The organism is Massilia sp. UYP11, from assembly GCF_050434805.1.
Taxonomy (GTDB): Bacteria; Pseudomonadota; Gammaproteobacteria; order Burkholderiales; family Burkholderiaceae_D; genus Telluria.
Map to the genome: position 1 here is coordinate 99,703 of NZ_JBNDJE010000011.1, position 25,150 is coordinate 124,852.

The 25,150-nt window shown below is 67.5% G+C and carries 25 protein-coding genes and 1 pseudogene; 13 read left to right on the top strand and 13 right to left on the bottom strand.

The features are described from left to right. Window positions 1-158: 158 nt before the first annotated feature. Window positions 159-1,805, top strand: coding sequence for a DUF4394 domain-containing protein (locus tag ABIB38_RS15810; protein ID WP_429205233.1), 1,647 nt, complete (start codon window positions 159-161; stop codon window positions 1,803-1,805). 57 nt (window positions 1,806-1,862) lie between these two features. Here ABIB38_RS15810 and ABIB38_RS15815 read toward each other — a convergent pair whose 3' ends face one another. Continuing rightward, window positions 1,863-2,555 carry an anti-sigma factor gene (locus tag ABIB38_RS15815; protein WP_429205234.1) on the bottom strand — a complete coding sequence of 231 codons (693 nt, stop codon included), beginning with the start codon at window positions 2,553-2,555 and terminating at the stop codon, window positions 1,863-1,865. After that, on the bottom strand, window positions 2,552-3,145 hold the full coding sequence (locus tag ABIB38_RS15820) for a sigma-70 family RNA polymerase sigma factor (RefSeq protein WP_429205236.1): 594 nt from the start codon (window positions 3,143-3,145) through the stop codon (window positions 2,552-2,554). The genes ABIB38_RS15815 and ABIB38_RS15820 overlap by 4 nt, the downstream gene beginning before the upstream one ends. 590 nt (window positions 3,146-3,735) lie before the next feature. On the opposite strand from ABIB38_RS15820, the gene infA reads away from it, so the two are divergent. Together infA and ABIB38_RS15830 are read left to right on the top strand one after the other, a co-directional pair. Further along, window positions 3,736-4,005 carry a translation initiation factor IF-1 gene (infA, locus tag ABIB38_RS15825; protein ID WP_429205238.1) on the top strand — a complete coding sequence of 90 codons (270 nt, stop codon included), beginning with the start codon at window positions 3,736-3,738 and terminating at the stop codon, window positions 4,003-4,005. A gap of 178 nt (window positions 4,006-4,183) precedes the next feature. Further along, on the top strand, window positions 4,184-4,417 hold the full coding sequence (locus ABIB38_RS15830; RefSeq protein ID WP_429205239.1) for a hypothetical protein: 234 nt from the start codon (window positions 4,184-4,186) through the stop codon (window positions 4,415-4,417). Between the two features lie 47 nt (window positions 4,418-4,464). Here ABIB38_RS15830 and ABIB38_RS15835 read toward each other — a convergent pair whose 3' ends face one another. The 5 genes from ABIB38_RS15835 to ABIB38_RS15855 all read right to left on the bottom strand — a co-directional run bounded on the left by ABIB38_RS15835 (window position 4,465) and on the right by ABIB38_RS15855 (window position 8,246). Next, window positions 4,465-5,679 carry an MFS transporter gene (locus ABIB38_RS15835; protein ID WP_429205240.1) on the bottom strand — a complete coding sequence of 405 codons (1,215 nt, stop codon included), beginning with the start codon at window positions 5,677-5,679 and terminating at the stop codon, window positions 4,465-4,467. A 16-nt stretch (window positions 5,680-5,695) separates the two neighbouring features. After that, window positions 5,696-6,574: a hypothetical protein gene (locus ABIB38_RS15840; protein WP_429205242.1), complete on the bottom strand. Its 879-nt coding sequence runs from the start codon at window positions 6,572-6,574 to the stop codon at window positions 5,696-5,698. 17 nt (window positions 6,575-6,591) lie between these two features. Beyond that, on the bottom strand, window positions 6,592-7,377 hold the full coding sequence (locus tag ABIB38_RS15845; protein ID WP_429205244.1) for a hypothetical protein: 786 nt from the start codon (window positions 7,375-7,377) through the stop codon (window positions 6,592-6,594). After that, entirely contained in the window at window positions 7,367-7,879 is a 513-nt protein-coding gene (locus ABIB38_RS15850; protein WP_429205245.1) for a hypothetical protein, read from the bottom strand. The genes ABIB38_RS15845 and ABIB38_RS15850 overlap by 11 nt, the downstream gene beginning before the upstream one ends. A gap of 73 nt (window positions 7,880-7,952) precedes the next feature. Next, window positions 7,953-8,246, bottom strand: coding sequence for a DnaJ domain-containing protein (locus ABIB38_RS15855; RefSeq protein WP_429205247.1), 294 nt, complete (start codon window positions 8,244-8,246; stop codon window positions 7,953-7,955). 165 nt (window positions 8,247-8,411) lie between these two features. On the opposite strand from ABIB38_RS15855, the gene ABIB38_RS15860 reads away from it, so the two are divergent. Together ABIB38_RS15860 and ABIB38_RS15865 are read left to right on the top strand one after the other, a co-directional pair. Beyond that, window positions 8,412-10,166, top strand: a complete 1,755-nt coding sequence (locus tag ABIB38_RS15860) for a glutamine--tRNA ligase/YqeY domain fusion protein (protein ID WP_429205248.1) — start codon at window positions 8,412-8,414, stop codon at window positions 10,164-10,166. A gap of 402 nt (window positions 10,167-10,568) precedes the next feature. Next, window positions 10,569-12,632: a PKD domain-containing protein gene (locus ABIB38_RS15865; protein ID WP_429205250.1), complete on the top strand. Its 2,064-nt coding sequence runs from the start codon at window positions 10,569-10,571 to the stop codon at window positions 12,630-12,632. Window positions 12,633-13,287: 655 nt separating this feature from the next. Here the strand turns inward: ABIB38_RS15865 and ABIB38_RS15870 are convergent. Beyond that, the gene (locus ABIB38_RS15870; RefSeq protein WP_429205302.1) at window positions 13,288-13,677 is read right to left on the bottom strand and encodes a hypothetical protein; all 390 of its coding nucleotides are present in this window, start codon (window positions 13,675-13,677) and stop codon (window positions 13,288-13,290) included. On the opposite strand from ABIB38_RS15870, the pseudogene ABIB38_RS15875 reads away from it, so the two are divergent. Continuing rightward, a pseudogene (locus ABIB38_RS15875) lies at window positions 13,561-13,959 on the top strand (CHASE domain-containing protein); the annotation flags it as partial. The gene ABIB38_RS15870 and the pseudogene ABIB38_RS15875 sit on opposite strands and share 117 nt — an antisense overlap. Here the strand turns inward: ABIB38_RS15875 and ABIB38_RS15880 are convergent. Further along, a complete protein-coding gene (locus ABIB38_RS15880) occupies window positions 13,861-14,484 on the bottom strand; it encodes a hypothetical protein (RefSeq protein WP_429205303.1) in 624 nt (207 codons plus the stop codon). The pseudogene ABIB38_RS15875 and the gene ABIB38_RS15880 sit on opposite strands and share 99 nt — an antisense overlap. Then, the gene (locus ABIB38_RS15885; protein WP_429205305.1) at window positions 14,459-14,587 is read right to left on the bottom strand and encodes a hypothetical protein; all 129 of its coding nucleotides are present in this window, start codon (window positions 14,585-14,587) and stop codon (window positions 14,459-14,461) included. Before ABIB38_RS15885 ends, ABIB38_RS15880 begins: the two co-directional genes overlap by 26 nt. Here ABIB38_RS15885 and ABIB38_RS15890 point away from each other — a divergent pair. Together ABIB38_RS15890 and ABIB38_RS15895 are read left to right on the top strand one after the other, a co-directional pair. Further along, window positions 14,528-15,130 (top strand): sensor histidine kinase, encoded by a 603-nt coding sequence (locus ABIB38_RS15890; RefSeq protein ID WP_429205300.1) that lies wholly within the window; start codon window positions 14,528-14,530, stop codon window positions 15,128-15,130. The genes ABIB38_RS15885 and ABIB38_RS15890 overlap by 60 nt on opposite strands. 247 nt (window positions 15,131-15,377) lie before the next feature. Beyond that, complete coding sequence (locus ABIB38_RS15895; RefSeq protein WP_429205251.1) at window positions 15,378-16,193, top strand: glycine-rich domain-containing protein-like; 816 nt, start codon at window positions 15,378-15,380, stop codon at window positions 16,191-16,193. A 25-nt stretch (window positions 16,194-16,218) separates the two neighbouring features. Here the strand turns inward: ABIB38_RS15895 and ABIB38_RS15900 are convergent, their stop codons facing one another. Next, on the bottom strand, window positions 16,219-17,106 hold the full coding sequence (locus ABIB38_RS15900; RefSeq protein ID WP_429205253.1) for an NAD-dependent epimerase/dehydratase family protein: 888 nt from the start codon (window positions 17,104-17,106) through the stop codon (window positions 16,219-16,221). 172 nt (window positions 17,107-17,278) lie between these two features. On the opposite strand from ABIB38_RS15900, the gene ABIB38_RS15905 reads away from it, so the two are divergent. The 3 genes from ABIB38_RS15905 to ABIB38_RS15915 all read left to right on the top strand — a co-directional run bounded on the left by ABIB38_RS15905 (window position 17,279) and on the right by ABIB38_RS15915 (window position 20,462). Next, window positions 17,279-18,307, top strand: a complete 1,029-nt coding sequence (locus ABIB38_RS15905) for a CDP-6-deoxy-delta-3,4-glucoseen reductase (RefSeq protein ID WP_429205254.1) — start codon at window positions 17,279-17,281, stop codon at window positions 18,305-18,307. Between the two features lie 116 nt (window positions 18,308-18,423). Beyond that, a complete protein-coding gene (locus ABIB38_RS15910) occupies window positions 18,424-19,668 on the top strand; it encodes an MFS transporter (RefSeq protein WP_429205256.1) in 1,245 nt (414 codons plus the stop codon). A gap of 416 nt (window positions 19,669-20,084) precedes the next feature. After that, complete coding sequence (locus ABIB38_RS15915; protein ID WP_429205257.1) at window positions 20,085-20,462, top strand: HPF/RaiA family ribosome-associated protein; 378 nt, start codon at window positions 20,085-20,087, stop codon at window positions 20,460-20,462. Window positions 20,463-20,560: 98 nt separating this feature from the next. Here ABIB38_RS15915 and ABIB38_RS15920 read toward each other — a convergent pair whose 3' ends face one another. Further along, window positions 20,561-21,418, bottom strand: a complete 858-nt coding sequence (locus tag ABIB38_RS15920) for a helical backbone metal receptor (RefSeq protein ID WP_429205258.1) — start codon at window positions 21,416-21,418, stop codon at window positions 20,561-20,563. A gap of 113 nt (window positions 21,419-21,531) precedes the next feature. Here ABIB38_RS15920 and ABIB38_RS15925 point away from each other — a divergent pair, with 113 nt between their 5' ends. Together ABIB38_RS15925 and sbcB are read left to right on the top strand one after the other, a co-directional pair. Further along, entirely contained in the window at window positions 21,532-22,494 is a 963-nt protein-coding gene (locus ABIB38_RS15925; protein WP_429205259.1) for a GGDEF domain-containing protein, read from the top strand. Window positions 22,495-22,591: 97 nt separating this feature from the next. Next, window positions 22,592-24,037 carry an exodeoxyribonuclease I gene (gene sbcB / locus ABIB38_RS15930; RefSeq protein ID WP_429205261.1) on the top strand — a complete coding sequence of 482 codons (1,446 nt, stop codon included), beginning with the start codon at window positions 22,592-22,594 and terminating at the stop codon, window positions 24,035-24,037. A 151-nt stretch (window positions 24,038-24,188) separates the two neighbouring features. Here the strand turns inward: sbcB and pyrF are convergent, their stop codons facing one another. Beyond that, window positions 24,189-25,013, bottom strand: a complete 825-nt coding sequence (gene pyrF, locus ABIB38_RS15935; RefSeq protein WP_429205262.1) for an orotidine-5'-phosphate decarboxylase — start codon at window positions 25,011-25,013, stop codon at window positions 24,189-24,191. Window positions 25,014-25,150: the final 137 nt, after the last annotated feature.

Sequence of the window (25,150 nt, forward strand, 5' to 3'; positions counted from 1 at the left end):
GTTGCATAAATGCACATTTGGACATCATGAAAATATTTTTTCACAAGCTGCATCCATTCCTGCATCTGGCGCGTAGTACCAGCGCCAACATTGCAGCCGTCCAGGCCGCGATGCGCCCCCAACGAATTCAAACAAGCAATTCTTACTGAGGACACATCATGACCCAACCGCACTTCACCAAGCTCGTTCTCGTTTCGTCGATCGCCTTCGCCCTGGCCGCCTGCGGCAGCAGCAGCGACGATCACGCCAAGCCGCCGATCACCACCCCACCGCCGCCCGCCGCCACCGTCGGCGACGTGGTCGCCCTGACCGCCAGCAACCGCCTGGTGTCGTTCGATCGCGCCACGCCGGGCACCATCCGCAGCAACGTGCTCGTGACCGGCCTGCAGAGCGGCGAAAACCTGGTCGGCATCGACGTGCGCCCGGCCGACGGCCTGCTGTATGGCGTCGGCTCGACCGGCCGCCTGTACACGCTGGACGCCGCCACCGGCGCCGCCACCAGCAAGTCGCGCCTCGCCGCCGACGCCGCCGATACCAGCGCGCCGTTCACCGCACTGGCCGGCGCGAGTTTTGGCGTCGATTTCAACCCGATGGCCGACCGCCTGCGCATCGTCAGCGATAGCGGCCAGAGCCTGCGCATCAATGTCGATACCGGCGCCACGACCACCGACGGCAGCATCAACGGCGGCGCGGCCAATACCGCGATCTCGGCCTCGGCCTATACCAACTCGTTCGCCGGCACCGGATCGACCACGCTATACGGCATCGACAGCGCCAATGCGACCTTGTACGTCCAGAACCCGCCGAACGACGGCGCCCTGGCCATGCCGGTCCCGCTGGGCGTCGCCATCGGCGCCGCGAACGGCTTCGACATCGATGCGCGCACGAATATGGGATACATGGTCGCCACCGTTGGCGGCGCGCGCAACCTGTATGGCGTGAACCTGGCAGCCACCAGCGCCCCGGCCAACCTGATCGGCGCGCTCGGCGTGACCGAAGACATCCGCGGGATCGCGCTGCGCGGCGCCGCGGCGCCGGTGGTCCTGGGCCTGGCGGACGACAATCGCCTGCTGGGCTTCAAGGTCGGTTCGCCCGGCACCATCGACACCAGCGTCGCCATCAGCGGCCTGGCGGGAGGCGAAACCCTGGCCGGCATCGACGTGCGGCCGAAGGACGGCATGCTGTACGGCCTGACGAGCGCTGCGCGCCTGGTCACCATCGACCCGGCCACCGGCGCCGCCACCGTCAAGGCGACGCTCGCCGCCGACGCCGCCGACACGACCGCGCCGTACACCGCCATGCAGGGCGCCGCGTTCGCGGTCGACTTCAACCCGGCCGCCGACCGCCTGCGCGTGATCAGCGACAGCGGCCAGAGCCTGCGTATCAATGTCGACACCGGCGCCACCACCACCGACGGCAACATCAACCGCGCCGGCGTGGCGCCACGCGTCGTGGCCGCCGCCTACACCAACAGCATCCCGAACGCGGCCTCGACCCAGCTGTTCGACGTCGACGGCGCGAGTTCGGTGCTGGCGCTGCAGAATCCGCCGAACGACGGCACGCTGGTCGACGTCGGCCCCCTGGGCGTGACGGTGGCGGGCGCTGGCGCGATGGACATCGGCGGCGGCGCGAACGGCCTGGTGCTGGCGGCGCTGCGCACCACGGCCGGTGGCCCGAGCACGCTGTACCGGGTCAATCTGACGAGCGGCGCGGCCACCCCGGTCAATGGCGCGGCGACGCCGGCGACGTCGGTGATCGGCAGCGGCGGGCCAGGCGTGCGCGATATCGCGATCTGGCTGCGCTGATGGAAGCCGGGTGGCGGCCGCATGGTCTTGTCCTGGCCGCCACCCGCCCTTCTTCTTTTATATCCTGACCGCGCGCCCGATGTAGAGTATGGGCCCGGTCGGACGGCCGATCGGTGATCCGGCGGCCGGTTCCAGCGTGATTTCGAACAGCTGGTTCGGCACCACCTTCGGCAGGTTGGCGAGCTTGACCTCGACCGCCTCGCCCGGCTTGACCAGGCCCAGCGACACCGGACCTGACCAGTCGTCGGCCTTGGTCCACAGCTGCAGCGCGCGGTCGGCCGGGACCGCGGTCGTGACCAGCGGTCGCAGGCGCAGCGTGTCGTCGGCCACCAGCTCCAGCACCCAGCCCGGCCCCGCGTTCTGCGGCGCGGCCAGCACCACCATATAGCGCGGCTGCGCCACCTCGAACTGGCGCACGCCGACCACGGCCGCCATGATCGCGGCGGCCGCGAAGCCGCCGGCGGCCAGGGCGCGCCACAGGCCCAGGCGCTCCCACCACCCCGCGCGAACGGGCGCGGGTGCGGCGACCGGCGCCAGGCTGCGCTCGATGCGCGGCCACAGGGCGGGAGGTGGCGCCACCGGCTCGACCAGCGCGCTCAAGGGCAGCAGCCGCTCTTCCCAATAGGCGACGGCGGCGCGCAGCGTGGCGTCCTGCGGCAGCATGGCATCGACTTCGCGGCGCCGTTCGCGCGACAGCGTGCCCAGCACGTATTCGCCGGCCAGCTCGTAGGGGTCGCGGACCGGATTCATACCATGCACTCCCGCAGCGCGCTCAGGCCGCGCTTGATCCAGGCCTTCACGGTCCCCAGCGGCGACTTGAGGCGTTCGGCGATCTCGCTGTGCGAGAAGCCATCGACATACGCATGCAGGATGCTGTTGCGCTTGGCGACATCGAGCCGGTTTAGGCAGTCGTGCAGGCGGCCCATGTCCTGGCGCAGCTCGAAGGCTTCCTGGATGCCGGGATCGAAGGCTTCGCCGCCGAGGGCGTCGAGCGCCGCTTCGTCGACGTGCACCTCGCGCGCGCCGTCGCGCACCGCATCGAGCGCCGCGTGGCGCACCACGGTGTACATCCAGCCGCGCCCCGAGCCGCGCGTGGCGTCGAAGCCGGCGGCGCGGGTCCAGATGCTCACGAAAGCGTCGTGCAGCACGTCCTCGGCCGCCTGGCGCTCGCGCACGATGCGCAGGGCCACGCCCAGCAGGCGCGGACTTTCGCGGTCATACAGGCGACGCAAGGCCTGCCGGTCGCCGCGTGCGCAGGCGGCGAGGTGCGCTTCATAGTCGAAGTGGTCGGGTGCAGTCGTCACGACGGGCCGTTCGCGGGTTGATGGTCCGGGCCCCATGGGCCCTCGCTGAACGGCAATTATAGTTGGACAGGTGACGCAGGCTTGCACATTTGCACGGTCGTGACCAGTCGCCGCCCCGCCGTCGCCAGCGCCGGGGCCGTCAAGCGACCGGGAAAAAACGCCCTGCAGCGGGGCCGGAATGGTGAATGAACCATCTTTGTATTGCGCTGGAGCATGAACGGCACAGCGCCGATCATGTTACACTACCGGTTTTGCGGCATCATTCAATCGCTCGTGCCAGGCAGCATCCGCGATTGGCGTACACGAAGATTGCCCTTGGTAATTCACGACCCTGTCCCCATATCGTGTGCATGCGGACGACCTTGCGCCCATGGCGCAGCCTATGACGCGGCATGCTTGCGGATGACAGGCGCCGCACCGAACGAAGTATCCGCAAACGCAGTACCTGCCAGTCACCGAACATCAAGCCTGCCACGCGCGGGCCTTGTCATTCCCGGCGAAGCGTCCGCGCTGCGCCGCCACGTTCATCCTGACATCGCCTGCTTGCAGGCCGCCTTACCCGCCAGCCCCGGCGCCTCGCGCCAGGCCGGCCCAATATTCGCATTTCCAACCTACAGGAGCCCATCATGGCAAAAGAAGAACTGATCGAACTGAATGGCGTCGTCTCTGAAGTGCTGCCGGATTCGCGCTATCGCGTCGATTGCGACAACGGCCACAAGCTGATCGCCTACACTTCCGGCAAGATGCGCAAGAACCACATCCGCATCATCGCCGGCGACCAGGTCAGCCTGGAACTGTCGCCCTACGACCTGAGCAAGGGCCGCATCACCTTCCGTCATCTCGGCAAGACCGCTGGCGCCGGGCGCCCCCCGGTGAATCGCGCGGCGCGCCGCTGATCGTCGCCAGCGCAGCGCCAGCCGACGCCACGCCTAGCGTGGCGTCGTCACATGGGCGCGCATTTTTCGGCCCAGGCTGGCGAATCGCCTGCCAGGCGGGGTATCATCCGGGACATGCCGATGCCAGGAGCGCCTGCGTACTCGACAGTCGATGATTCGAAGGCATGGTGAGGTGCAAGTGCGGCAACGACGCAATGATGAAGCCACCGCGAACGCCGTGGCGCGCGGCCTGAACATCCTGGCAGTGCGCGATGGCACCCAGGCGCGGCGTTACATGGAACACAAGAGCGTTCCCGCGGCCGTGATCGAGCGCGTGTTACAGCGGCCCGAGCTGTGCCGGCGGATCACGCCGGAACAGGCGGTGTCCGAAGCGATCCTGCCGCTGCCGCGCAACAACCGCTTTCCGAACTGAGCCGCGCCGCCGAGGCGCCCGCCGAGCTGCCCACCGAGTTGCCCACATCATGGCGCAGGGTGGACGGGTACCGGCGCCAGCGTGCGCAGGCGCAGCGCGATCAAGAGGCCGATGCCCAGGATCGCGCCCAATAGCGCCACCACCCCGGGCCAGGCCCAGTGCTCGTACACATAGCCGGTGAACCACCCCACCACGCTCGAGCCGAGATAATAGAAGAACAGGTAGATGCCCGAGGCCAGCGCCTGCGGCGGCTGCGCGCGCCGGCCGACCCAGCTGCTGGTCACCGAATGGGCGGCGAAGAAGCCGAAGGTGGCCACGCCCACGCCCAGCACCACGGCGACGACCGAATCGACCAGGGTCACCAGCAAGCCAGCGATCATCACCCCCATCAGCAGCCACAGCACGTTGCGCCGGCCCAGGCGGTCGCCCAGCTTGCCGGCCCACATCGAACTGAAGATGCCCAGCAGGTAGAGCAGCGACAGCAGCCCGACCGCGCTCTGGCGCAACCCGAACGGCGGCGCCAGGAGGCGGTAGCCGATGTAGTTGTACAGGCTGACGAACGTCCCCATCAGCAGGAAAGGCAGCGCGAACAGCCACGGCAGGCCCGGGTCGCGCAGATGGATGCGCAGGCCCTCGACGAAGCCGGGCCCGCGCGCCGGCCGCGCGCCGCCATGGCGCGACGGTGGCAGGCTGCGCGAGAATTCCCAGGCGGCGTACAGTCCGGCCGCGCCGAGCAGCCCGACCGCTACGCGCCAGGAGGCGACATCGCTGATGAAGGCCGAGATCACCCGCCCGCTCATGCCGCCGAAGGCGCTGCCGCTGATGTACATGCCCATCGACAGGCCGAGCGAGGTCGGCTCGATCTCGTCGCTCAGGTAGGCCATGGCCACGGCCGGCAAGCCGCCCAGCATCAGGCCCATCAGGCCGCGCACGGCGACCAGTTGCGGGTAGCTGGTGGCGAAGGCGCAGGCCAGGGTCAGCACCGCACCGCTGATCATCGAGGCCACCATCACCGTCTTGCGGCCGAAGCGCTCGGCCACGCTGGAAGAACCCAGCAGCGCCAGCGCCAGGGTGGCGGTGGACACCGACAGCACCAGGCTGCTCTCGGCCGGCGACAGCCGGAAGTCGCGGCCCAGCAGCGGCATCAGCGGCTGCACGCAGTACAGCAAGGCGAAGATGGAAAAGCCCCCGAACGCCATCGCGCGGTTGATGCGCCGGAAAGCGGGGCTGCCGGCGGCGATGCGTGCGCCGGGCTTGTTCATGCCGGGCTACTCATGCTCAAGGGTATTCCGGATCCACTTCGGAGCCGGCGTAGTTCTCCAGCTCGGTCATCAGCTGGCCGATGGTCGCGCTCGTCCCGAGCTGCTCCAGCACCGTGCAATGCTTGCGGTAGATGTCGATGCGCTCGGCCACGATGGCCTGGTGGGCCGCCGGGATGCGCGCCAGGAACTCGGCCCAGCCCTGTTCGAAGTCCGGCCGATGCTTGCGCACCGCCTTCACGAAGCGCTCGAACTCGCTCTGGCCGGTGCGCGCCGTGATGCGCGCGCCGCCCTCGACCGCGAAGATGATGGCCAGCGCGATCACGCCCTCCGAGTTCAGGTCCGGGTCCTTGACCGGGCCCTCGTAGTGGTTCTTGCGCAGCCACTCGGCGGCCTTGACGGTCGCCTGGACCTGCTGGCGCTGCCGGACCTGGCCCAGGAAGCGCTCGTAGCCCGACCACGATTCGCCGGGATCGGCGGTGCAGATGTCGACGAACAACTCCTTCAGGCGCCGCTGGGCGTAGACCGGATCGTTGTCGTACTCGCTCACCAGGCTGTCCTCGGGCAGCGCGGCCAGCTCGCGGATCATGCGGAACCCCGCCTGGAAGGCGTGTTCGGCGCCCTCGGCCACCAGGATGTCGAGCGCGTCCAGGTCGCCCTCGTCCTCGCTCTGGATCAGGTGTTCGAGACCCAGCGACACACAGCCGATGCTCAACAGGAGCGCACGCTGAATTCCTTCGGCGGTACGGTCGTTGGTGAATTTCTCGGCCACCATGGCGGTGATCCCGGACAGCTCGTCGGCCAGGATTGCCGCCTCGTCGGGCGTGGCTTCGCCCGGCAGCAGCCTGATCGCGCGGATCAGGCGCGGCGGTTGTTCGATGACGATGGCTGGCAACATGTGGCTGGCGGCTCCCGTCACGAGAAGATGTCCGTGCCCATGCTGCGGCGCGGGCTGCGGCGCGCCATGCTGCGCACCGACGGCACCTGCTTGCGCAGGCGCAGCAGCAGGTCGCGGGTCGAGCGCTGCATGAACTCGGACTCTTCGTCCGGATCGTCGGGCAGAGAGATCTCGGCCATCTCGGCGCTGTGGCGGAATTCGGGGAACAGTTCGAGCAGCGAACGCTCCCAGCCGTCCTCGGTGGCCTTGGCCAGGTCGACCGCCAGCGGCACGATGTCGCTGTCGGCGCTGGTCTGGCCGCTGACGTAGCGGCCTTTCGACAGGATCTCGCCCGCCACTTCCAGGATTTCCTTCGGCGCCAGCGACCACAGGATGGCGAACACGGTCGCGCCATGGTCGGTGGCGGACGCCGCCTCGAGCAGCTCGTTGCGGCGCTCCTCGTCGTCCTGGGCATAGACCACGCCATGCACGTGGTTGAACAGGTTCTCGGCGATGCGCTCGGGATCGTCCTCGATCAGGTTGTCGGGCCAGGTGGCGGCGATGAAGGCCAGGCTGTCGGCCCAGGCCTTGGGCGGCACCAGCATGGTCGCCAGCGAGGTCTTGGCGCCATCGAAGCCCGACAGGTGCAGCGCGGTCACTTGCGGCGGCAGTTCGGTCAGGACCTGGGCCACGGCATAGTCGCCGTGCTCGTCGGCGGCCCTGGAGAACACCTCTTCGGCGTGGTCCAGCGAGCCGGCCAGCACCAGTTCGCCGACCTGGCTGACCAGGGCCGGCAGGTTGGTCTTGTCGGTGTCATCGCTCATCGCGCTCTCCTTCGTCGAACAGCTGGGTGAAGTCGTCGGTGGCGGGGCTGTCTTCCTCGTCGTCGTCGTCGCCGTCGTCGTCGCGGCCGAGCTGCTCGAGCGACTGGTCTTCGTCGTCCCAGCGGTTCTGGTTCTTGAACAGGAAGGCGGTGATGATGGCCTGGCGCGCCAGTTCCGGATAGCTGGCGGTCATGCCTTCATACATGGCGCGGCCGTCCTCGCCGCTGCACTCGGCCATCGCGAACACGCGCGCAGGATCGCCGTCGGCATAGTCGGCCGCTTCGCGCAACAGGCCCTTCGGGTCCAGGAAGCGGATCTTGTCGACCAGCGCGAACGCCATCATGTTGACGTCGTCGATGCCGCCGCCGTCGGCGTATTCGGCCACCAGCGCATTGACCATCATGTCGTAGTTCTTGCGGTTGGGCGGGTCGCCCAGGGTGCCCTCGATCTGGCCTTCCAGCTCACGCGACTGGAAGGAGAATTCGGGATGTACGTTCTTCATGTTCTATCCTGTTGATGGGGCGCGGCGAAGGCCGCGTCCGGTGCGTTGCCGCCGGGTGAAGCGCAGGGCCGGGTCAGTGCGCCGGCAGGTTCACGCCGTTGAGCGCGAACAGCGAGCGCCACAGCTCGAACGCCTCGGCCTCGGCGTCCAGCACGATGCGGTGGTTCACGCTCTGGTTGTATTCCTCGCGCTTGGCGCGGTCCGAGAGGATCTCGTAGGCCTTGGTAACGGCCTTGAAACGCGCTTCCGCGCCCGGCGCCTGGTTACGGTCCGGGTGGTAGCGCATGGCCAGCGAACGGTAGACTTTCTTGATCTCGTCGTCGCTGGCATTCGGCGCGACACCGAGGATCGCATATAAATTTTCCAACAGTAACTCTCCCGGCAACTATCTTAAAGACGCGCAAATAGAGATTATCCTATAGAAAAGGCCCGACGTGGCGCGATAGCCGATGTCCGCCTTGCGACGCGGGCAACCTCAGCCGCGTCCGGGTACGGTAAAATGCCCCCCAACTTACCCTTCCAGAACTATTTCATGAGCAACGACAAGAATACCCCGGCGCCGGTCAATGCACCGTCGTCGAACTTCGTCCGTGCGATCGTCGAATCGGACCTGGCCGCAGGCACCCATCGGCGCGATGGTTTGCCCTCCGTGATCACCCGCTTCCCGCCGGAGCCGAACGGCTACCTGCACATCGGCCACGCGAAATCGATCTGCCTGAACTTCGGCCTGGCGCGCGACTACGCGGGCCTCTGCCACCTGCGCTTCGACGACACCAATCCGGAGAAGGAAGACCAGGAATACGTCGACACCATCATGGACAGCGTCAAGTGGCTCGGCTTCTCGTGGGAGCGCGAGGGCCAGGAACACCTGTACTACGCCAGCGACTACTTCGAGCAGCTGTACAAGATGGCCGAGTACCTGATCGAGAAAGGCTACGCCTACGTCGACAGCCAGAGCGCCGAAGACATGGCAAGGAACCGCGGCAATTTCGGTACCCCGGGCACCAATTCGCCGTTCCGCGACCGCCCGCCGGCCGAATCGCTGCAGCTGTTCCGCGACATGCGTGCCGGCAAGTACAAGGATGGCGAACACATCCTGCGCGCCAAGATGAGCGAGGATGCGATGTCGTCCCCGGTCATGACCAACCGCGACCCGGCCCTGTACCGCATCCGCCATGCGCACCACCACCGCACGGGCGACGCCTGGTGCATCTACCCGATGTACGACTACACGCACCCGATCTCGGATGCGATCGAGAACATCACGCACTCGCTGTGCACCCTGGAATTCCAGGACCACCGCCCGTTCTACGACTGGCTGGTCGGAACCCTGGCCGAAGGCGGTTTCTTCAAGAAGCCGGTGCCGCGCCAGTACGAATTCGCGCGCCTGAACCTGACCTATGTCGTCACCTCCAAGCGCAAGCTGCGCGCGCTGGTCGACGACGGCACCGTGACCGGCTGGGACGACCCGCGCATGCCGACCATCGTCGGCCTGCGCCGCCGCGGCTACACGCCGGAATCGATCCAGCTGTTCTGCGAGCGCATCGGCGTGTCGAAGGCCGACGGCTGGATCGACATGAGCATCCTGGAAGGCGCGCTGCGCGACGACCTGGACCCGAAGGCGCCGCGCGCCATCGCCGTGCTGCGTCCATTGAAGCTGATCGTCGACAACTTCCCGGAAGGCGAGTCGGTGGAATGCTCGTCGCCGGTCCACCCGCACCACCCGGAAATGGGCAAGCGCACCTTCCCGTTCACGCGCGAGCTGTGGATCGAGCAGGAAGACTTCATGGAAAACCCGACCAAGGGTTACTTCCGCTTCACCCCGCCCAGCGGCGACCAGCCGGGCAGCCGCGTGCGCCTGAAATACGGCTACGTCGTCGAGTGCACCGGCTACGACAAGGATGCAGACGGTAACGTGACCGCGGTGCACGTGAAGTACTTCGAGGATTCGAAGTCGGGCACGCCGGGCGCCGACAACTACAAGGTCAAGGGCAATATCACCTGGGTCAGCGCGGCGAGCGCCCTGGCCGCAGAGGTGCGCTTGTACGACCGCCTGTTCCTCGACCCACAGCCGGACGCCGGCGGCAAGGACTTCAAGTCGGCGCTCAATCCGAACGCCCTGGAAACCGTGACCGCCTACCTCGAGCCGGGCATGCAGGACGCCGTGGCCGACCAGCGCTTCCAGTTCGAGCGTCATGGCTATTTCGTGGCGGACCGCGTGGATTCGCAGCCGGGCAAGCCGGTGTTCAATCGCGTGACTACCTTGAAGGATAGCTGGGGCAAGTAAGAACCTATCCCGGTAGGTGGGAGGAAGTTCATGCCGATGCATGGCGAGCGTGAGCAAGGCGCGAGGAGGCCGCATGGCGAGCCATGCAACGACGAGCAACGCAGCGCACGCTTGTCAGGCGCGGCAGGAACGACTCTCACCTACCGGGATAGGTTCTAAGTTCCAGTGTCCTGACGAAGATCCCGTCCCGGCATCGCCGCGGCGGGATTTTTTTTTGCGTCCCGATCAATTCCGGCACGGCTGTTTCGACCTGCATCATCCGTGCACGGGAGGTCCGCATGACCGTCCTCATGCTGCGCCCCGCAGCGTCCCCGATGATGGATGGCGCCGGGTGTCCGACATGCGCCGCGCGCGATGCCGACGCCTTCATCACCAGAGCCCATCTCTTCCAGCGGAGGCATCATGCACGTACGCAACCACACCGGCGCAGGTCGCTGCGCTGCCCCCCGGACCCTGTCTTATCTGCTGTGCTCGCTGGTATTCGCCGGCACGGCCTCGGCGCAACAGCCGCCAGGCCCGGAAGCGGCCAAAAAGCCGCATCACCCAGCCGCCGGCAAGACCGTCTACCGTGTGATCAACCTCGCCGCCGGCGAAGCCATTTCGGCCTCGATCAATGCCAGCGGCCAGGTCGCCTACTCGCTCACGCCCGATATCTTCAGCGCCCCCATCAATGCCTATTTCTACAATGGCAGCAGCTCGCAGAATGTCGGCAGCCTCGACGGGCCGGGCGACTTCGCCCGCGCTACCGGGCTCACCAATTCGGGCAGGGTCGTCGGCGTTTCGACCAACCCGGCCGGCGACACCCGCACGTTCATCTGGAGCAGTTCGGGCGGCATCACCGACATCGGCACCCTGCCCGGCGCCGACGAAGCCCTCGAACCGGTCATCAACAACAAAGGCGTGATTACGGCGATCGCCCACAATACCGCCACCGGCTTCAACCGCGGCTTCCGCTGGAGCGCACTGGGCGGCATCACCGACCTCGGCGTGCTGGCGCCGGGAGCCGCCGAATCGTCCTACCCGCGGGCGATCAACGACGCCGGCATCATCGTCGGCGACTCCTGGGCGTTCGGGAACGACTACCATGCCTTCCTCTGGACCTTCGGCACCGGCATGATCGACATCCACACCAACGCCAGCAACGATTCGACCCCGGTCGGGATCAGCGCCTTCGGCCAGGTGGCCGGCAACTACCACGTCGACGGCGAAGACTGGCGCGGCTACGTCTGGACCTTCGGCACCGGCATGGTGGACATCGCCCCGCCCGCCGTGCGCACCGAGGTCTTCGGCATGACTTCCGGCGGGCGCATCACCGGCCAGATCGGCGACCCGATCATCGGGTCGCGCGCCATGACCTGGACCCAGACCGGCGGCCTGGTCGACCTGGGCACGCTCGGCGGCACCATCTCGTCCGGGCGCGGCGCCAACAACAAGGGGCAAGTGGTCGGCAGCGCCCAGACCGGCGCCGGGCCGGTCCATGCCTATGTCTGGACCGCCAAGGAAGGCATGGTCGACCTGAACACGCGCCTGAAACACGCGCCACCGGGCATCGTGCTGGAAGTCGCCCTGGGCATCTCCGACAACGGCTCCATCGTCGCCGTGGGCAACACCGGCCTGGTGCTGCTCAAGCCAGTGAGCAAGTCGCCCTGCGGCTGTCCGCATAGCGTCGGCCCGATCGTGGCGAGCGACATGGTGGCGGTGGGCGCGCCGTTGACGGCATCGGTCGGCGTCGCCGACGAACGTTCGTCCGCGCGCTATGGCATCAACTGGCACTGGGGCGACGGCAATGCCACGCGCACGGCGAGCATGCCGGCCGCGAACGGCGCCGGCGCCAGCGCCACCCACAGCTATACCCGTCCCGGCATCTACACGATCACGGCGAAGGTCGTCGACGGCGCCGGCGCCAGCGTTGACGTCAGCCGCCAGGTCGTCGCCTACCAGCCCGGCAAGGGGATGGCGGCCGGCGCCGGCGCCTTCATCTCGCCGCTGGCGGCGAGCAAGGCGCCTCGGCGCCACACGGGCAAGGCGCGCTTCAGCTTCATCGCGCCGGCGCTCGACGCCCAGCCGCCAAGCGCGGCCGCCTTCCAGCAAGTGACGCCGGGCGCGCTGCATTTCGATGCCGGCGACCTGGACTTCGTGAGCAAGGACCTCAGGCGGATCGCGGCACAAGGCGCCCAGGGCCGGTTCGAAGGCAGCGGCGCACTCAATGGCAAGGGCGGCTACCGGTTCACGCTGGCCACCACCGCATCGAACGCCGCCGGCGGCCAACCGGGCCGTATCAGCCTCAAGATCTGGCGTCTCGACCCGGCGACGGGCAAGGAAATCGTCGCCTACGATAACAGCCGGGCCGGCAATGGACAGGTGCGCGCGGCCCCGGCCGGCACGACCGGTCGCGATACTGTTTCCGGGAATGGCGCCGGCGATGGCGGCAGCGTCCTGGCCGAGGGCAGCATTGCCCTGTATTAAGCAGCTCTCCCGGTAGGCGGGAGGCGGGCCGGGAGCGCCTGGCAAGCGTGCGCTGTGTTGCTCGTGGTGGCATGGCGCGCCATGCGGCCTCCCCGCGCCGTGCTCACGCCCGCCATGCATCGCTTACGCGCATGTCGCCTACTCGCATGTCGACATGCACTTGCTCCCACCTGCCGCCTGACCTGCCTACCCCTCGCCTGCCTACCCCTCGCCTGCCTACCCTTGACGCGCTTGCGCCTGACCGGCGCCACTGACTGCGCCGCGGCGGGCGCCACGAGCGGCGCCACGGCCGCAGCCTCGCACCTGGCTACCTGGGTTCGGCCAAGCCGAGCGACCATTTCACGGTAAATCTGAAAGGCAAGACGGCCAGCAACGCCAGCAATCATGGCCTGAGCTTCAACTGATTACCGCTGTCTATTTGCCAGCCCGAAGGCGCTGCGGCCCATGGCCGCGGCGCTTTTTTCCGGGAAACTGCGATCTCCTGCAACCTGCGACCCACGTCCGCGGCCTGCATCGCCAGACGTCGTGTTTTTGCAAAAACCTAGTAAACCTGATAGCTACTGTGTCACCAGACATTGCTTAGCGTATTGATCGTAGGTGTTGACGCCAGGCGCGGATGCCCGTCACCCCGCATTTTCGAGACCACCGCATGCCTTCAGATCGATCTCCCGGGATGTTCGCGCCGGTAACCCTTGTGAGGGGGTTGCTGCTGTCGCTGGCGTTCGGCGCCGCCGCCCACTTTGCCACGTCCGAGGCGATCGAGAGCGATGCCCACGCGCGTTTTCGCAGCATGGCGCGCGCCTCTCAATACACGATCGACGCCCGCATCAAGAGTTATGGCGATGTATTGCGCGGCGCTGCGGGACTGTTCCGTGCAGCTCCCGACACCACTGCCGACCAGTTTCGCCAGTACGTGGAGCATCTGGACATCAAGCGCAACTTCCCGGGTATCGAAGTCATCAATTACGCGCGCACCGTCCACGCGCCAGCCCTGCCGGCGCTGAACGAAGAGCTGCGCGCACGCCTGGCGCGGCGCGGCGTGCACTACGAGCCGCTGACGGCCCAGCCCGACCGCAATACCTATACGGTGCTGGTCTATATCGAACCCCTGCTGCCGCTCTCGCTCACCAAGCTGGGCATGGACCTGGAAGCACGCGGCACGATCCGGCGCGTGCTGGCCAGCGCGCGCGATTCCGGTTTGCCGAGCGCCTCGGGCACCCGCATCGAACTATTTTCGGGTCCCAACCAGAACGGTTTGGCCCTGCGCCTGCCGGTATACCGCAGCGGCATGCCGATCGACACGGTGGAGGGGCGGCGCCTGGCCTATATCGGTTCGGTCGGCATCGGTTTCGGCGTGGCGCGCCTGGTGGGCGGGGTACTCGACGAATTTCCGATCCGGGGCGCGCGCCTGATCCTGACCGAGCTGACCACGGTGACGCCCGAGCCCGGAGAGACGCCGCCACGCGCCCTGCTGTACGACAGCCTGGCCAGCACCGCGCACCCCAACCCGGCGCCACCGTTGGACGACGACAGCGTGTTCGCGACCAGCCTGCCGATCGAATTCAACCAACGCATCTGGCGCGCCGACTTCAGCATCCCGAAATCGGTGCTGTACACGCGCTTCGATCTGTACTACCCGTGGCTGGCCGCGTTCGCCGCGGGCATCAGCACCGCCCTGCTCTACGCACTGTTCCAGACCCTGGCCTCGTCGCGCCGCAACGCCCTGCGCATGGCCGAGGAAATGACGCGCGAGCTGCGCGCGAGCCAGGCCAAGCTGCAGGCCAGCCACGAAAAGCTGCGCCTGCTGGCGGCGCACGCCGAGCAGATCAAAGGAAGGCGAGCGCAAGCGCATCGCGCGCGAGATCCACGACGACCTGGCGCAAAACCTGCTGGCGCTGAAGATCGAGGCCGAGCTGCTGGCCAACCGAACCCGCAGCGGCCACCGGCGCCTGCACGCACGCGCCGAAGCTACCGTGCGCCAGATCGACGTCACCATCCGCAGCGTGCGCCAGATCATCAACGACCTGCGTCCCAACGTGCTGGACCTGGGCCTGTCGGCGGCGGTCGACTGGCAGGTGGCCGATTTCGCGCGCCGCACCGGCATCGAGTGCGAGCTGGTCGACGACGACGGCGAGCACCGCATCGACGACCACAGCGCCACCGCCTTCTTCCGCATCCTGCAGGAATCCCTCAACAACGTGGCGCGCCATGCGCGCGCGACCAGAGTCAGGATCGCCTTGCAGCAGCAGGCAGACATGCTGACCATGACGATCCGCGACAACGGCGTCGGCATGCAGCCGGGAAGCCGCAACCGCCACGGCTCGTTCGGCCTGGTCGGGATCGAGGAGCGGGTCGGCATCCTCGGCGGCTCGTTCTCGATCAGCAGCGGCCTGGACGCCGGCACCACAGTGGTGGTGTCGATTCCGGTCACGCCCATGTTCGGCGACGACGATGCGATGCATGGGCGGCCGCTGTCAACGGTGGCGGTGGCTGCATAACGCGGCACGCTGTCATTACGCCGCATTGCAACAAATCCCCTGATTACGCCGCAGTTTGATCAAGCTCAACGTTTGTAATGAGTATCCGCATGAAAATTTTTATCGATGTCATGCGTCAATACAACGTGACAGAAGCAATTTCGGCCAGAGGGCCATGATGCGATCTGGTAAGACCAGCTTCCATCGTACGCCCCCCATGCCGGGCAAGAATCATGCAGCGCCATGACAAATTAACGAGGTGATAACGATGTCGACCAATACCGAATTCTCAGTGTTCGAGGCTCTTGACCTGACACCCATCAAAATGAAGCTGATGCATGCGGAATCGGGAGAAGGCTGGTCCGAACGCCGTGCCAACGCGGTCGAGGCCGAATACCGGCGCTTCTTGTTCCTGATGAAAAAGTACCCGGAGGACGGCGCCTCGCCCACAGTCGACGTCGACACGTTCTGGCACTACCACATTCTCGACACGATGAAGTACGCTCGCGACTGTGAAGCGACGTTTGGCTTCTTCCTCCATCATTACCCTTACGTCGGCATGGGCGCCGGCGCAGATGAAGACGAACGCGAACGCGCCGGCGAGCGCATGCGTGAAATCTACGAAGCCGAATTCGGCGTGGTCATCAAGGGCGATGCCGCCTGGTGCGCAGCGCCGGGCAAGCAGGTAGCCCAAGCCGGCGACAGCGCCTGGTGCGCAGCTCCGGGCAAGCAGGTAGCCCAAGCCGGCGACAGCGCATGGTGCGCAGCTCCGGGCAAGCAGGCCGCCCAAGCCGGCGACAGCGCATGGTGCGCAGCGCCGGGCAAGCAGGCCGCCCGGGTCGGCGACAGCGCATGGTGCGCAGCGCCAGGCAAGCAGGCCGCCCAAGCCGGCGACAGCGCCTGGTGCGCAGCGCCGGGCAAGCAGGCCGCCCAAGCTGGCGTCAGCACCTGGTGCGCAGCGCCGGGCAAGCAGGCCGCCCAAGCTGGCGACAGCGCCTGGTGCGCAGCGCCGGGCAAGCAGGCCGCCCGGGCCGGCGACAGCGCATGGTGCGCAGCGCCAGGCAAGGCCGCGCACGCCGCCTGAGTTCAATCAACTCAGCCCAACGGCGTCATGAGGTCCGGCGCAGCCGCGCCAGCGTCGTGGCGACGTCGGGATGGCGCAGACGCACCCGCAGTTCGCGACTCAGGCGCGTGTCGTCCAGTTGCCGCGATTCGGACATGAAGGACAGCAGCATCGGCGACACCGCGCCTTGCAGTTCGGTGCGCGCCAGGCGTGGCGGGCGGTTCATGCCGAAGGCGTCGGCTACCGCATCGAAATAATCGGCCATCTTCATGCGCGTGCGGTCCACCGCGTGCACCACGCGCCCGGGCCGTCCGCGCTGCAGGCTGGCCAGCACGATGCGCGCCAGGTCGTCGGCGTGCACGTGGCTGGTGTAGACGTCGTCTTCACGGCGCAGCGCCGGCGTGCCCTGCTCCAGCCGGCGCAGCGGCAGGCGGTCGTCGGCATAGATGCCCGGCACCCGCAGGATCGACAGCGACGCGCCGGTGGCCACGGCCCAGGCGCGCAGGATGCGTTCGGCGTCCACGCGGCGCCGCGCGCGCGCGTTGCGCGGCGCTACCGGGCGGTGTTCATGAACCAGCGCGCCGCCGCAATCGCCGTACACGCCGCTCGTGCTCACATATACCATGCGCTCCACCTTGCCCAGCGCCGCCGCCAGGTGGCGCGTGCGCCGATCGTGCTCGCCATCCGGCTGCGGCGGCGCCAGGTGCAGCACCCACGGCGCCAGCCGCCGCAGGCGCTTCAGGGTCGCGGGACGGTCCAGGTCCGCCACCACCGGCACCGCGCCCAGCGCGCGCAGCTCGGCGCGGCGCTCGGGCTGGCTGGTCAGGGCGAACACCCGGTATTTCGCGGCCAGCAGCGGCAGCAGGCGCGTGCCGACGTCGCCGCAGCCGACGATGAGCAGGCGGGGACGGGCGAAGGAGGAACGATCTGGCATGATTCGGGGGCGATGGAGGCGGACCGCGGCACTGTAGCATAGCGGCAGCGCCGGGCCGGGGTCGCCCGCGCCCGGCAAAACCGGGGCCGGTGTAGAATAGCGCCCAGTTGCGACAAAACCGCCATTGGATCAACCACTTGCGCCTTACCTGGCGCGCCGACCTCCGAATCGCATGACCTTCCAGATCACCGTCCAGCCCAGCGGCAGCCAGTTCACCTGCGAAGCCGATGAAACCGTCCTTTCCGCGGCCATTCGCGCCGGCATCGGCCTGCCCTACGGCTGCAAGAATGGCGCCTGCGGCTCGTGCAAGGGCAAGGTGCTCGATGGCGCGGTGGAACACAAGCCGCACCAGCAGCGCGCGCTGTCCGACATCGAGAAGACCGCCGGCATGTCGCTGTTCTGCTGCGCCGTGCCGAGCGGCGACCTGGTGATCGAGGCGCGCGAAGTGGGCGGCAGCTCGGACTATCCGCTGCGCAAGATGCCGACCCGGATCGCCGCCATCCGCCGCGCCGCGCCCGACGTCGCGATCGTCAACCTGCAACTGCCGGCCAACGAGCTGCTGGCCTACCGCGCCGGCCAGTACATCGAATTCCTGCTCAAGGACGGCAAGCGCCGCGCCTACTCGATCGCCAACGCGCCGTCGTTCGAAGGCCCGCTCGAGCTGCACATCCGGCACCTGCCCGGCGGCCTGTTCACCGACCACGTGTTCAGCGCCATGAAGGAACGCGACATCCTGCGCTTCGAGGGCCCGCTCGGCACCTTCTTCCTGCGCGAAGACTCCGACAAGCCGATCGTGCTGCTGGCCTCGGGCACCGGCTTCGCCCCGGTCAAGGCCCTGGTCGAGCACCTGATGCACCTGAAGTCCACCCGCCCCGTGCGCCTGTACTGGGGCGGCCGCCGTCCGCGAGACCTGTACATGGACGAGCTGTGCCGCGCCTGGGAAACCACGCTGCCCGACTTCACCTACGTGCCGGTGATCTCGGACGCGCTGCCCGAGGATGGCTGGACGGGCCGCACCGGCTTCGTGCACTCGGCCGTGATGCAGGACATCATCGACTTGTCGGGGCACCAGGTCTACGCCTGCGGCGCCCCGGTCATGGTCGATTCGGCGCGCCGCGACTACACGGCCTTGTGCGGCCTGCCCGAAGACGAGTTCTTTGCCGATTCGTTCACGACCGAAGCGGACCTCGCCGCCGGTTAGCCGTAGGGTTGGCGGCTCTGCCGCCGACGCGTTGATCGGTAGCGGCAAGATCATCGCGCCCGACAATCGGCGCCGCCAACCATCACCGCGTCGGCGGAAATCCGCCGACCCTACACATGTCTCTGATCTCCCCCTCCGGCCGCCTCGGCGTCCTGCGCAACCGCAATCTTGCCTTCTATCTCTCGGCGCGCTTTCTCGCCACCTTCGCCGTCCAGATGCAGAGCGTGGCGATCGGCTGGCAGGTGTACCAGATCACCGGCAGCCTGTTCGACCTCGGCCTGATCGGCCTGGCGCAGTTCGCGCCGTTCCTGCTGTTCATCCTGTGGGCCGGCCACGTGGCCGACCGTTACAACCGGCGCCTGATCGTCATGGCCTGCATGGCGGTGCAACTGCTGTGCAGCGCGCTCCTGATCGCCTTCACCGCCAGCGGCAGCACGGTCGTATGGCCGGTCTTTGCGATCCTGGTGGTGTTCGGCAGCGCGCGCGCCTTCATGATGCCGGCCTCGCAGGCGGTGCTCAAGAACCTGGTGCCCGACCGCGAATTCGGCCAGGCGGTGGCGCTCGGATCGTCGACCATGCACGTGGCGATGATCCTGGGGCCGATCGTCGGCGGCCTGCTGTACGTGTTCGGCGCGCAGGTCGTGCACATGACGTCCGCCAGCCTGCTGGCGCTGGCGGTGCTCCTGATGTCGAACACACGCAGCATCCAGCAGATCATCAACCGGGCGCCGGTCAGCTGGCACACCCTGCTCGAGGGCCTGCGCTTCGTGCGCTCGCGCCCGATCGTGCTGGGCGCGATCTCGCTCGACCTGTTCGCGGTGCTGTTCGGCGGCGCCACCGCCCTGTTGCCGGCCTACGCCCACGACATCCTGGCCACCGGGCCCACCGGCCTCGGTTTCCTGCGCACCGCGCCCGGCGTCGGCGCCGCCCTGTGCTCGATCACGCTCGCGATGTTCCCGATCACGCGCCGGGTCGGGGCCTGGATGTTCGGCGGGGTCGCGCTGTACGGCGTTTGCGTGATCCTGCTCGGCCTGACCGACAGTTTCCCGGTCGCCCTGGCCGCCCTGTTCCTGCTCGGCGCAGGCGACATGGTCAGCGTCTACATCCGCCACCTGCTGGTGCAGTACGAGACCCCGGACGAGATCCGCGGCCGGGTCAGCGCCGTGAATTCGGTGTTCATCGGCGCCTCGAACGAGCTGGGGGAATTCGAGTCCGGCGTCACCGCCGGCTGGCTGGGCCTGACCCGCGCCATCCTGCTGGGCGGCGTGGCCACGTTGGTGGTCACCGGGCTGTGGGCGGTGCTGTTCCCGGTGCTGTCGAGGATGGACCGCTTCCCGCACCACGACAAGGAGCGCGGGTAAGCACGTCAGGCTGCCTGCGGCGACGGTGCGCGCCGGTTCCACCGCGTGGTTCAGCGGAAAGGCGATCGAGCGCGTGATCACCCGCGCGACCGCGACCGTGGCCAGCAGGGCGACGCCGCCTATGCCGAACAGCGCAGTGCGCGCCTGCTTAGGCGGTCCGTCCGCGCTCCTGGTCATCGTTGCGCCGGCTCTGCAGGGCGATGACCTTGTCGATCGACGCGGTCCGGCCGCACATCGCCGGCACGAACTCGGCGCGAATTCTAGGAAGAATTTCCCTACAAAACGACAGATAATTTCGATATGAAAATTCAGTAATAGTGATACCAGACTGGCATTGCCATCACGTCAATCCAGATGGACGCGGTAAAAATCCCGGCGGGTGTAAGATGAAGCCGTAACGACTACAGGAGCCATCCATGCAGATCAACGTAAATACCGACAACACCATCACCAAGCATCAAGGCCTGGACGAGCACGTCCAGGAGGTCGTGCGCTCCTCCATCGGCCGTTTCGGCGACCAGGTCAACCGCGTTGACGTTCACCTGAGCAATGAGAACAAGGAGAAGAAAGCGGACGGCGGCAATTCGTGCATGCTCGAAGCACGCCTGGCGGGCGTCGCGCCGATCGTCATCCATGAGCACGCCACCGACCTGCACCAGGCCATCAACAACGCCGGCGGCAAGCTGGCGCGCGCCCTCGACAGCGCGATCGGTCGCCTGCAGGACAAGCAGCGCGCCGCCGCGATCACGCACCCCGAAGATCCCACCGCCGACAAGCACTTGACGGACATGTGATCGTGACCGCATGAAAAGCAGGCCCGTCAGGGCCTGCCTTCAGCCCGCCCCTGCTCCCCTCCGGCATCGCCTCCAAGCGTCGCTTTCCAGCACCACCGTCAAGCACCGCCTTCCAGCATCGTCCTCACTTCGCGCAGATAACCCAAGCCCGCCAGCGCGCGGCTGCCGTACCACGACATCATCTCGCCATCGACCAGCAGCACCGGAATCCCGACCTGCTTTTCCAGCGCGTCCGCGTGCGCCTCGGTGAAGTGGTAGGGCTCGGTCGGCAGCAGCACGGCGTCGAGCCCGTCCACCAGCGCTTCGGACCAGTCGAAACGGGGATAGCGCGCCGCTCCCAGCGCGGGCACGCGCCAACCCAGTTCGGCCAGCATGGCGGCGATATACGTGTCCTGCGACACGCTCATCCACGGGTCTTGCCAGATGCAGTACAAGACCGTGCGCGCGGGGCCGGCCGGCAAGGCGCGTAGCCGCGCCAGTTCTTCGTCGAAAGCCGCGCACCATGCCTCGGCTTGTTCGCGGGCGCCAAAGATGCCACCCATCAACCGCGCCAGCGCCAGGTTGTCCTGCGGGACCAGCGGATGCGTGACCACCACATGCGGCACGAACTGCGCCAGCGCGTCGACGGTCGGCTTTTCGTTCTCGTCGATATTGACCACCACATGGGTCGGCGCCAGCTTGCGGATCTTCTCCAGGTTGACGTCCTTGGTGCCGCCCACCTTGGGGATGTCCGCCACCACTGCCTTCGGGTGGACGCAAAAGCCGGTGCGGCCGACCAGCCGCGAAGCCAGGCCGAGATCGCACAGCAGCTCGGTGATCGACGGCACCAGCGACACGATGCGCGCGCCGGGCGCCGGCCGGTGTACGTGCCCGAGCGCATCCGTGAGCCCGTCCTTGAGCGCGTCCGTGCGCGAGGCCGTAAGCGCGTCGTGGCGCGAATTGTCAGAATATGTCATCGCCGTGTCACCATTGTTGTTTAAGTCGCGTCGAATACGCATTCCAGGTCCGATAGGCTATCATTTCGCCCCTGTAAGGATTCAACCTGACGCGATTCGCTCGAGGCACCCACTTGGAACACATCGGCACCTTCGGTGCTTCCCGCACGACGCTGTGCGACCTGCACCTGTTTCGCGACGAGACCGACCCGGCCGTCGCCGCGATGGTGGCCGGCTGCGCCGTGGTGCGCGTGGCGCGTGGCCGTCGCATCGACGATGGCGTCCAGGCGCGCCTGTACATCGTCCTGTCCGGCGTGCTCGAGATCGCGCCCGACGCCCATGCCGGCGACGAGGGCAACACCAGCCGCATCGTCCCGGGCGAGAGCGTCGGCGAACAGGCGGTGCTGGACGACGCGCCGAACCTGGCGGCGATGACGGCGCTCGAAGACACCACACTCCTGGTGATCGAGTCCGACATGGTGTGGCGGCTGATCGACCGTTCGGGCGTGCTGGCGCGTAACCTGCTGCGCCTGCTGTCCTTCCGCATCCGCGCCACCAACGCCCTGCTGCGCCGGCGCCAGAAGCTGGGCGAATTCTACCGCCAGCTCTCGCTCAACGACCCGCTCACGGGCCTGTACAACCGCGCCTGGCTGGGCGAGATGCTGCCCAAGCTGGCCGCGCGCGCAACCGCCGACGGCAGCGCGCTGTCGCTGGTGATGATCGACCTCGATCACTTCAAGCGCTTCAACGACACCCATGGCCACATCGCCGGCGACGCCGCGCTGGCCGCGGCGGCGCACGTGATCCGCGGCGCGCTGCGCCCGTCCGACTTCGCGGTGCGCTATGGCGGCGAAGAGATGCTGGCCGTGCTGCCCGACACCACGCCGGAACGGGCCGCCGGCGTTGCCGAACGCCTGTGCCGGCGCCTGCGCCTGGCCGTCGTGTTCCCCGACATGCGCCTGCCGCTGCCGCACCTGACCGGCTCCTTCGGCGTGGCCAGCCTGGCGCCCGACGGCGACGAGCGCAGCCTGTTGGCGGCGGCCGACGCCGCCCTGTACCGCGCCAAACAGGCCGGGCGCGACCGCGTCTGCGCCTGAGACAATGCGGGGCAAAGCTTGCCGCCGGCCGTGACTGATCCGCGCGGATGTGCCACCATGCCGGTTGACGCCGTGACGGCAACCACCATAACAACACATGAGCACGCATACCTTCCTCTGGCACGACTATGAAACCTTCGGCGCGATCCCGCGCCGCGACCGCCCGGCCCAGTTCGCCGCGATCCGCACCGATGCCAACCTCAACGAGATCGGCGAGCCGATCATGCTGTACTGCCAGCCGGCCAACGACTTCCTGCCCGACCCGCATTCCTGCCTGATCACCGGCATCACTCCGCAGCACTGCCTCGAACGCGGCGTGCCCGAACACGAATTCGCGCGCCACATCGAAGCCGCCTTCAGCGAGCCGGGCACGATCGGCGTCGGCTACAACACGATCCGCTTCGACGACGAGGTGACCCGCTTCCTGTTCTGGCGCAACCTGATCGATCCGTATGCGCGCGAATGGCAGCACAACTGCGGCCGCTGGGACCTGCTCGACGTGGTGCGCATGGTGTACGCGCTGCGCCCGGAAGGCATCCAATGGCCGACCCGCGAAGACGGCAAGCCGAGCTTCAGGCTGGAACACCTGAGCGCCGCCAACGGCCTGGCCCACGAGGCGGCGCACGATGCGCTGTCCGACGTGCGCGCCACCATCGCACTGGCGCGCCTGATCCGCGACAGGCAGCCGCGCCTGTTCGACTTCTGCCTCGAGCTGCGCCGCAAGGACCGGGTCGCGGCCGAGATCGGCCTGCACCTCGACCCTGGCCAGCGCCAGCCTTTCCTGCACGTGTCCGGCATGTTCCCGGTCGAATACGGCTGCCTGGGCCTGGTCTATCCACTGGCCCAGCATCCGACCAACAAGAACGAGGTGCTGGTCTGGGACTGCCGCCACGATCCGTCCGAACTGTTCGCGCTCGACGTCGACACCATCCGCACCCGCATGTTCACGCGCGCCAGCGACTTGCCCGAAGGCGTGACCCGGCTGCCGATCAAGAGCGTGCACCTGAACAAATCGCCGATGCTGGTCGGGAACCTCAAGACCCTGCGCCCTGACCTGGCCACGCGCTGGGACATCGACCTGGAGCGCGGCCGCGCGCACGCCGCGCTGGCGGCCGGCGCGCCGGACATGCGGGCAATCTGGGCCCAGGTGCTGGCCAAACCCGGTGCGGGCGAGGCGGTGGACGTCGACGAAGACCTGTACGGCGGCTTCGTCAGCCGCGACGACCGCCGCCAGCTGGAGTCGCTGCGCATGCAAACGCCCGAGGCGCTGGCGCGGCGCGTCAGCTTCGAGGACGAGCGTCTCAACGAACTATTGTTCCGCTACCGCGCGCGCAACTTCCCCCATACGCTCTCGGAAGACGAGATGCAGCTGTGGGAAGCGCACCGGGCGGCGCGCCTGTTCGAGGGTGCGCACGGGGCGCGCACGGTGGACCAGCTTTTTACAGAGATCGATGCGCTGTCGGAGACGGCGGACGAGCGCGCCGAGGAGATTCTGGGGGCGCTGTACGACTATGCGGAGTCGATTGCGCCGAGTCGGTATTGAGCTTGGGGGTGCTCCCAGGACTTGGGTTCCCGCCTGCGCGGGAACGACGTGCCAAGGGACCTGGCCGAAGTTGGCGCCTACGCCTGGCGCAACCTCCGACAACGTCGTTCCCGCGAAGGCGGGAACCTAAGTGCGCACAGCCTCCCAGCCATCATCCATGCCGATGCGCGTTGATCGCATCGCGCGTCTCGCGCGCCACGCGCCGCCCGGCGGCGGCGAAGTCCTCGCCCTCCTGCTGCGGCGCATACAGGATCGCGCGCGACGAGTTGATCATCATGCCCGCGCCGCTTGCCGTGCGGCCGGCCTTGACGGTCGCCTCGACGTCGCCGCCCTGGGCGCCCACGCCCGGGATCAGGAGCGGCATGTCGCCCACCAGCTTGCGCACCTGCGCGATCTCTTCCGGGAAGGTCGCCCCCACCACCAGCGCGCACTGGCCGTTGCGGTTCCATTTGTCGGCCACCAGTTGGGCCACGTGCTGGTACAGCGGACGACCGCCCACGTCCAGGAACTGCAGGTCGGAACCGCCCGCGTTCGAGGTGCGGCACAGCACGATCACGCCGCGGTCCGGCCATTCCATATACGGTTCGACCGAATCGAAGCCCATGTAGGGGTTGACCGTCACCGCGTCGGCGCCATAGCGCTCGAAGGCTTCGCGCGCGTACTGGTGGGCGGTGGCGCCGATGTCGCCGCGCTTGGCGTCCAGCACCAGCGGGATGTGCGGGTAGGTGGCGCGCAGGTAGGCGCAGATTTCTTCCAGCTGGTCTTCCGCGCCCAGGGCGGCGAAGTAGGCGATCTGCGGCTTGAACGCGCACGCCAGGTCGGCGGTCGCGTCGATGATGGCCTTGCAGAACTGGACGATGGCGTCCGGCTGGCCGTGCAGACTCGCAGGCAGGCGCGCCAGGTCCGGGTCGAGGCCGACGCACAGCAGCGAATCGTTGCGGGCCCATGCGGCGGAAAGTTTGTTGATGAAATTCACCTCTAGCCCCTTGTATCTTTGTAAATGCAAACCCATTATTGTACCCGCCGGCCGTCCCTCGCCGGTAGTCGGCGCCGGCCCGGACGCCCCAACGCGCTTGTTTCAGGTATATTTTGATCATTCGACAACTTGTAAAC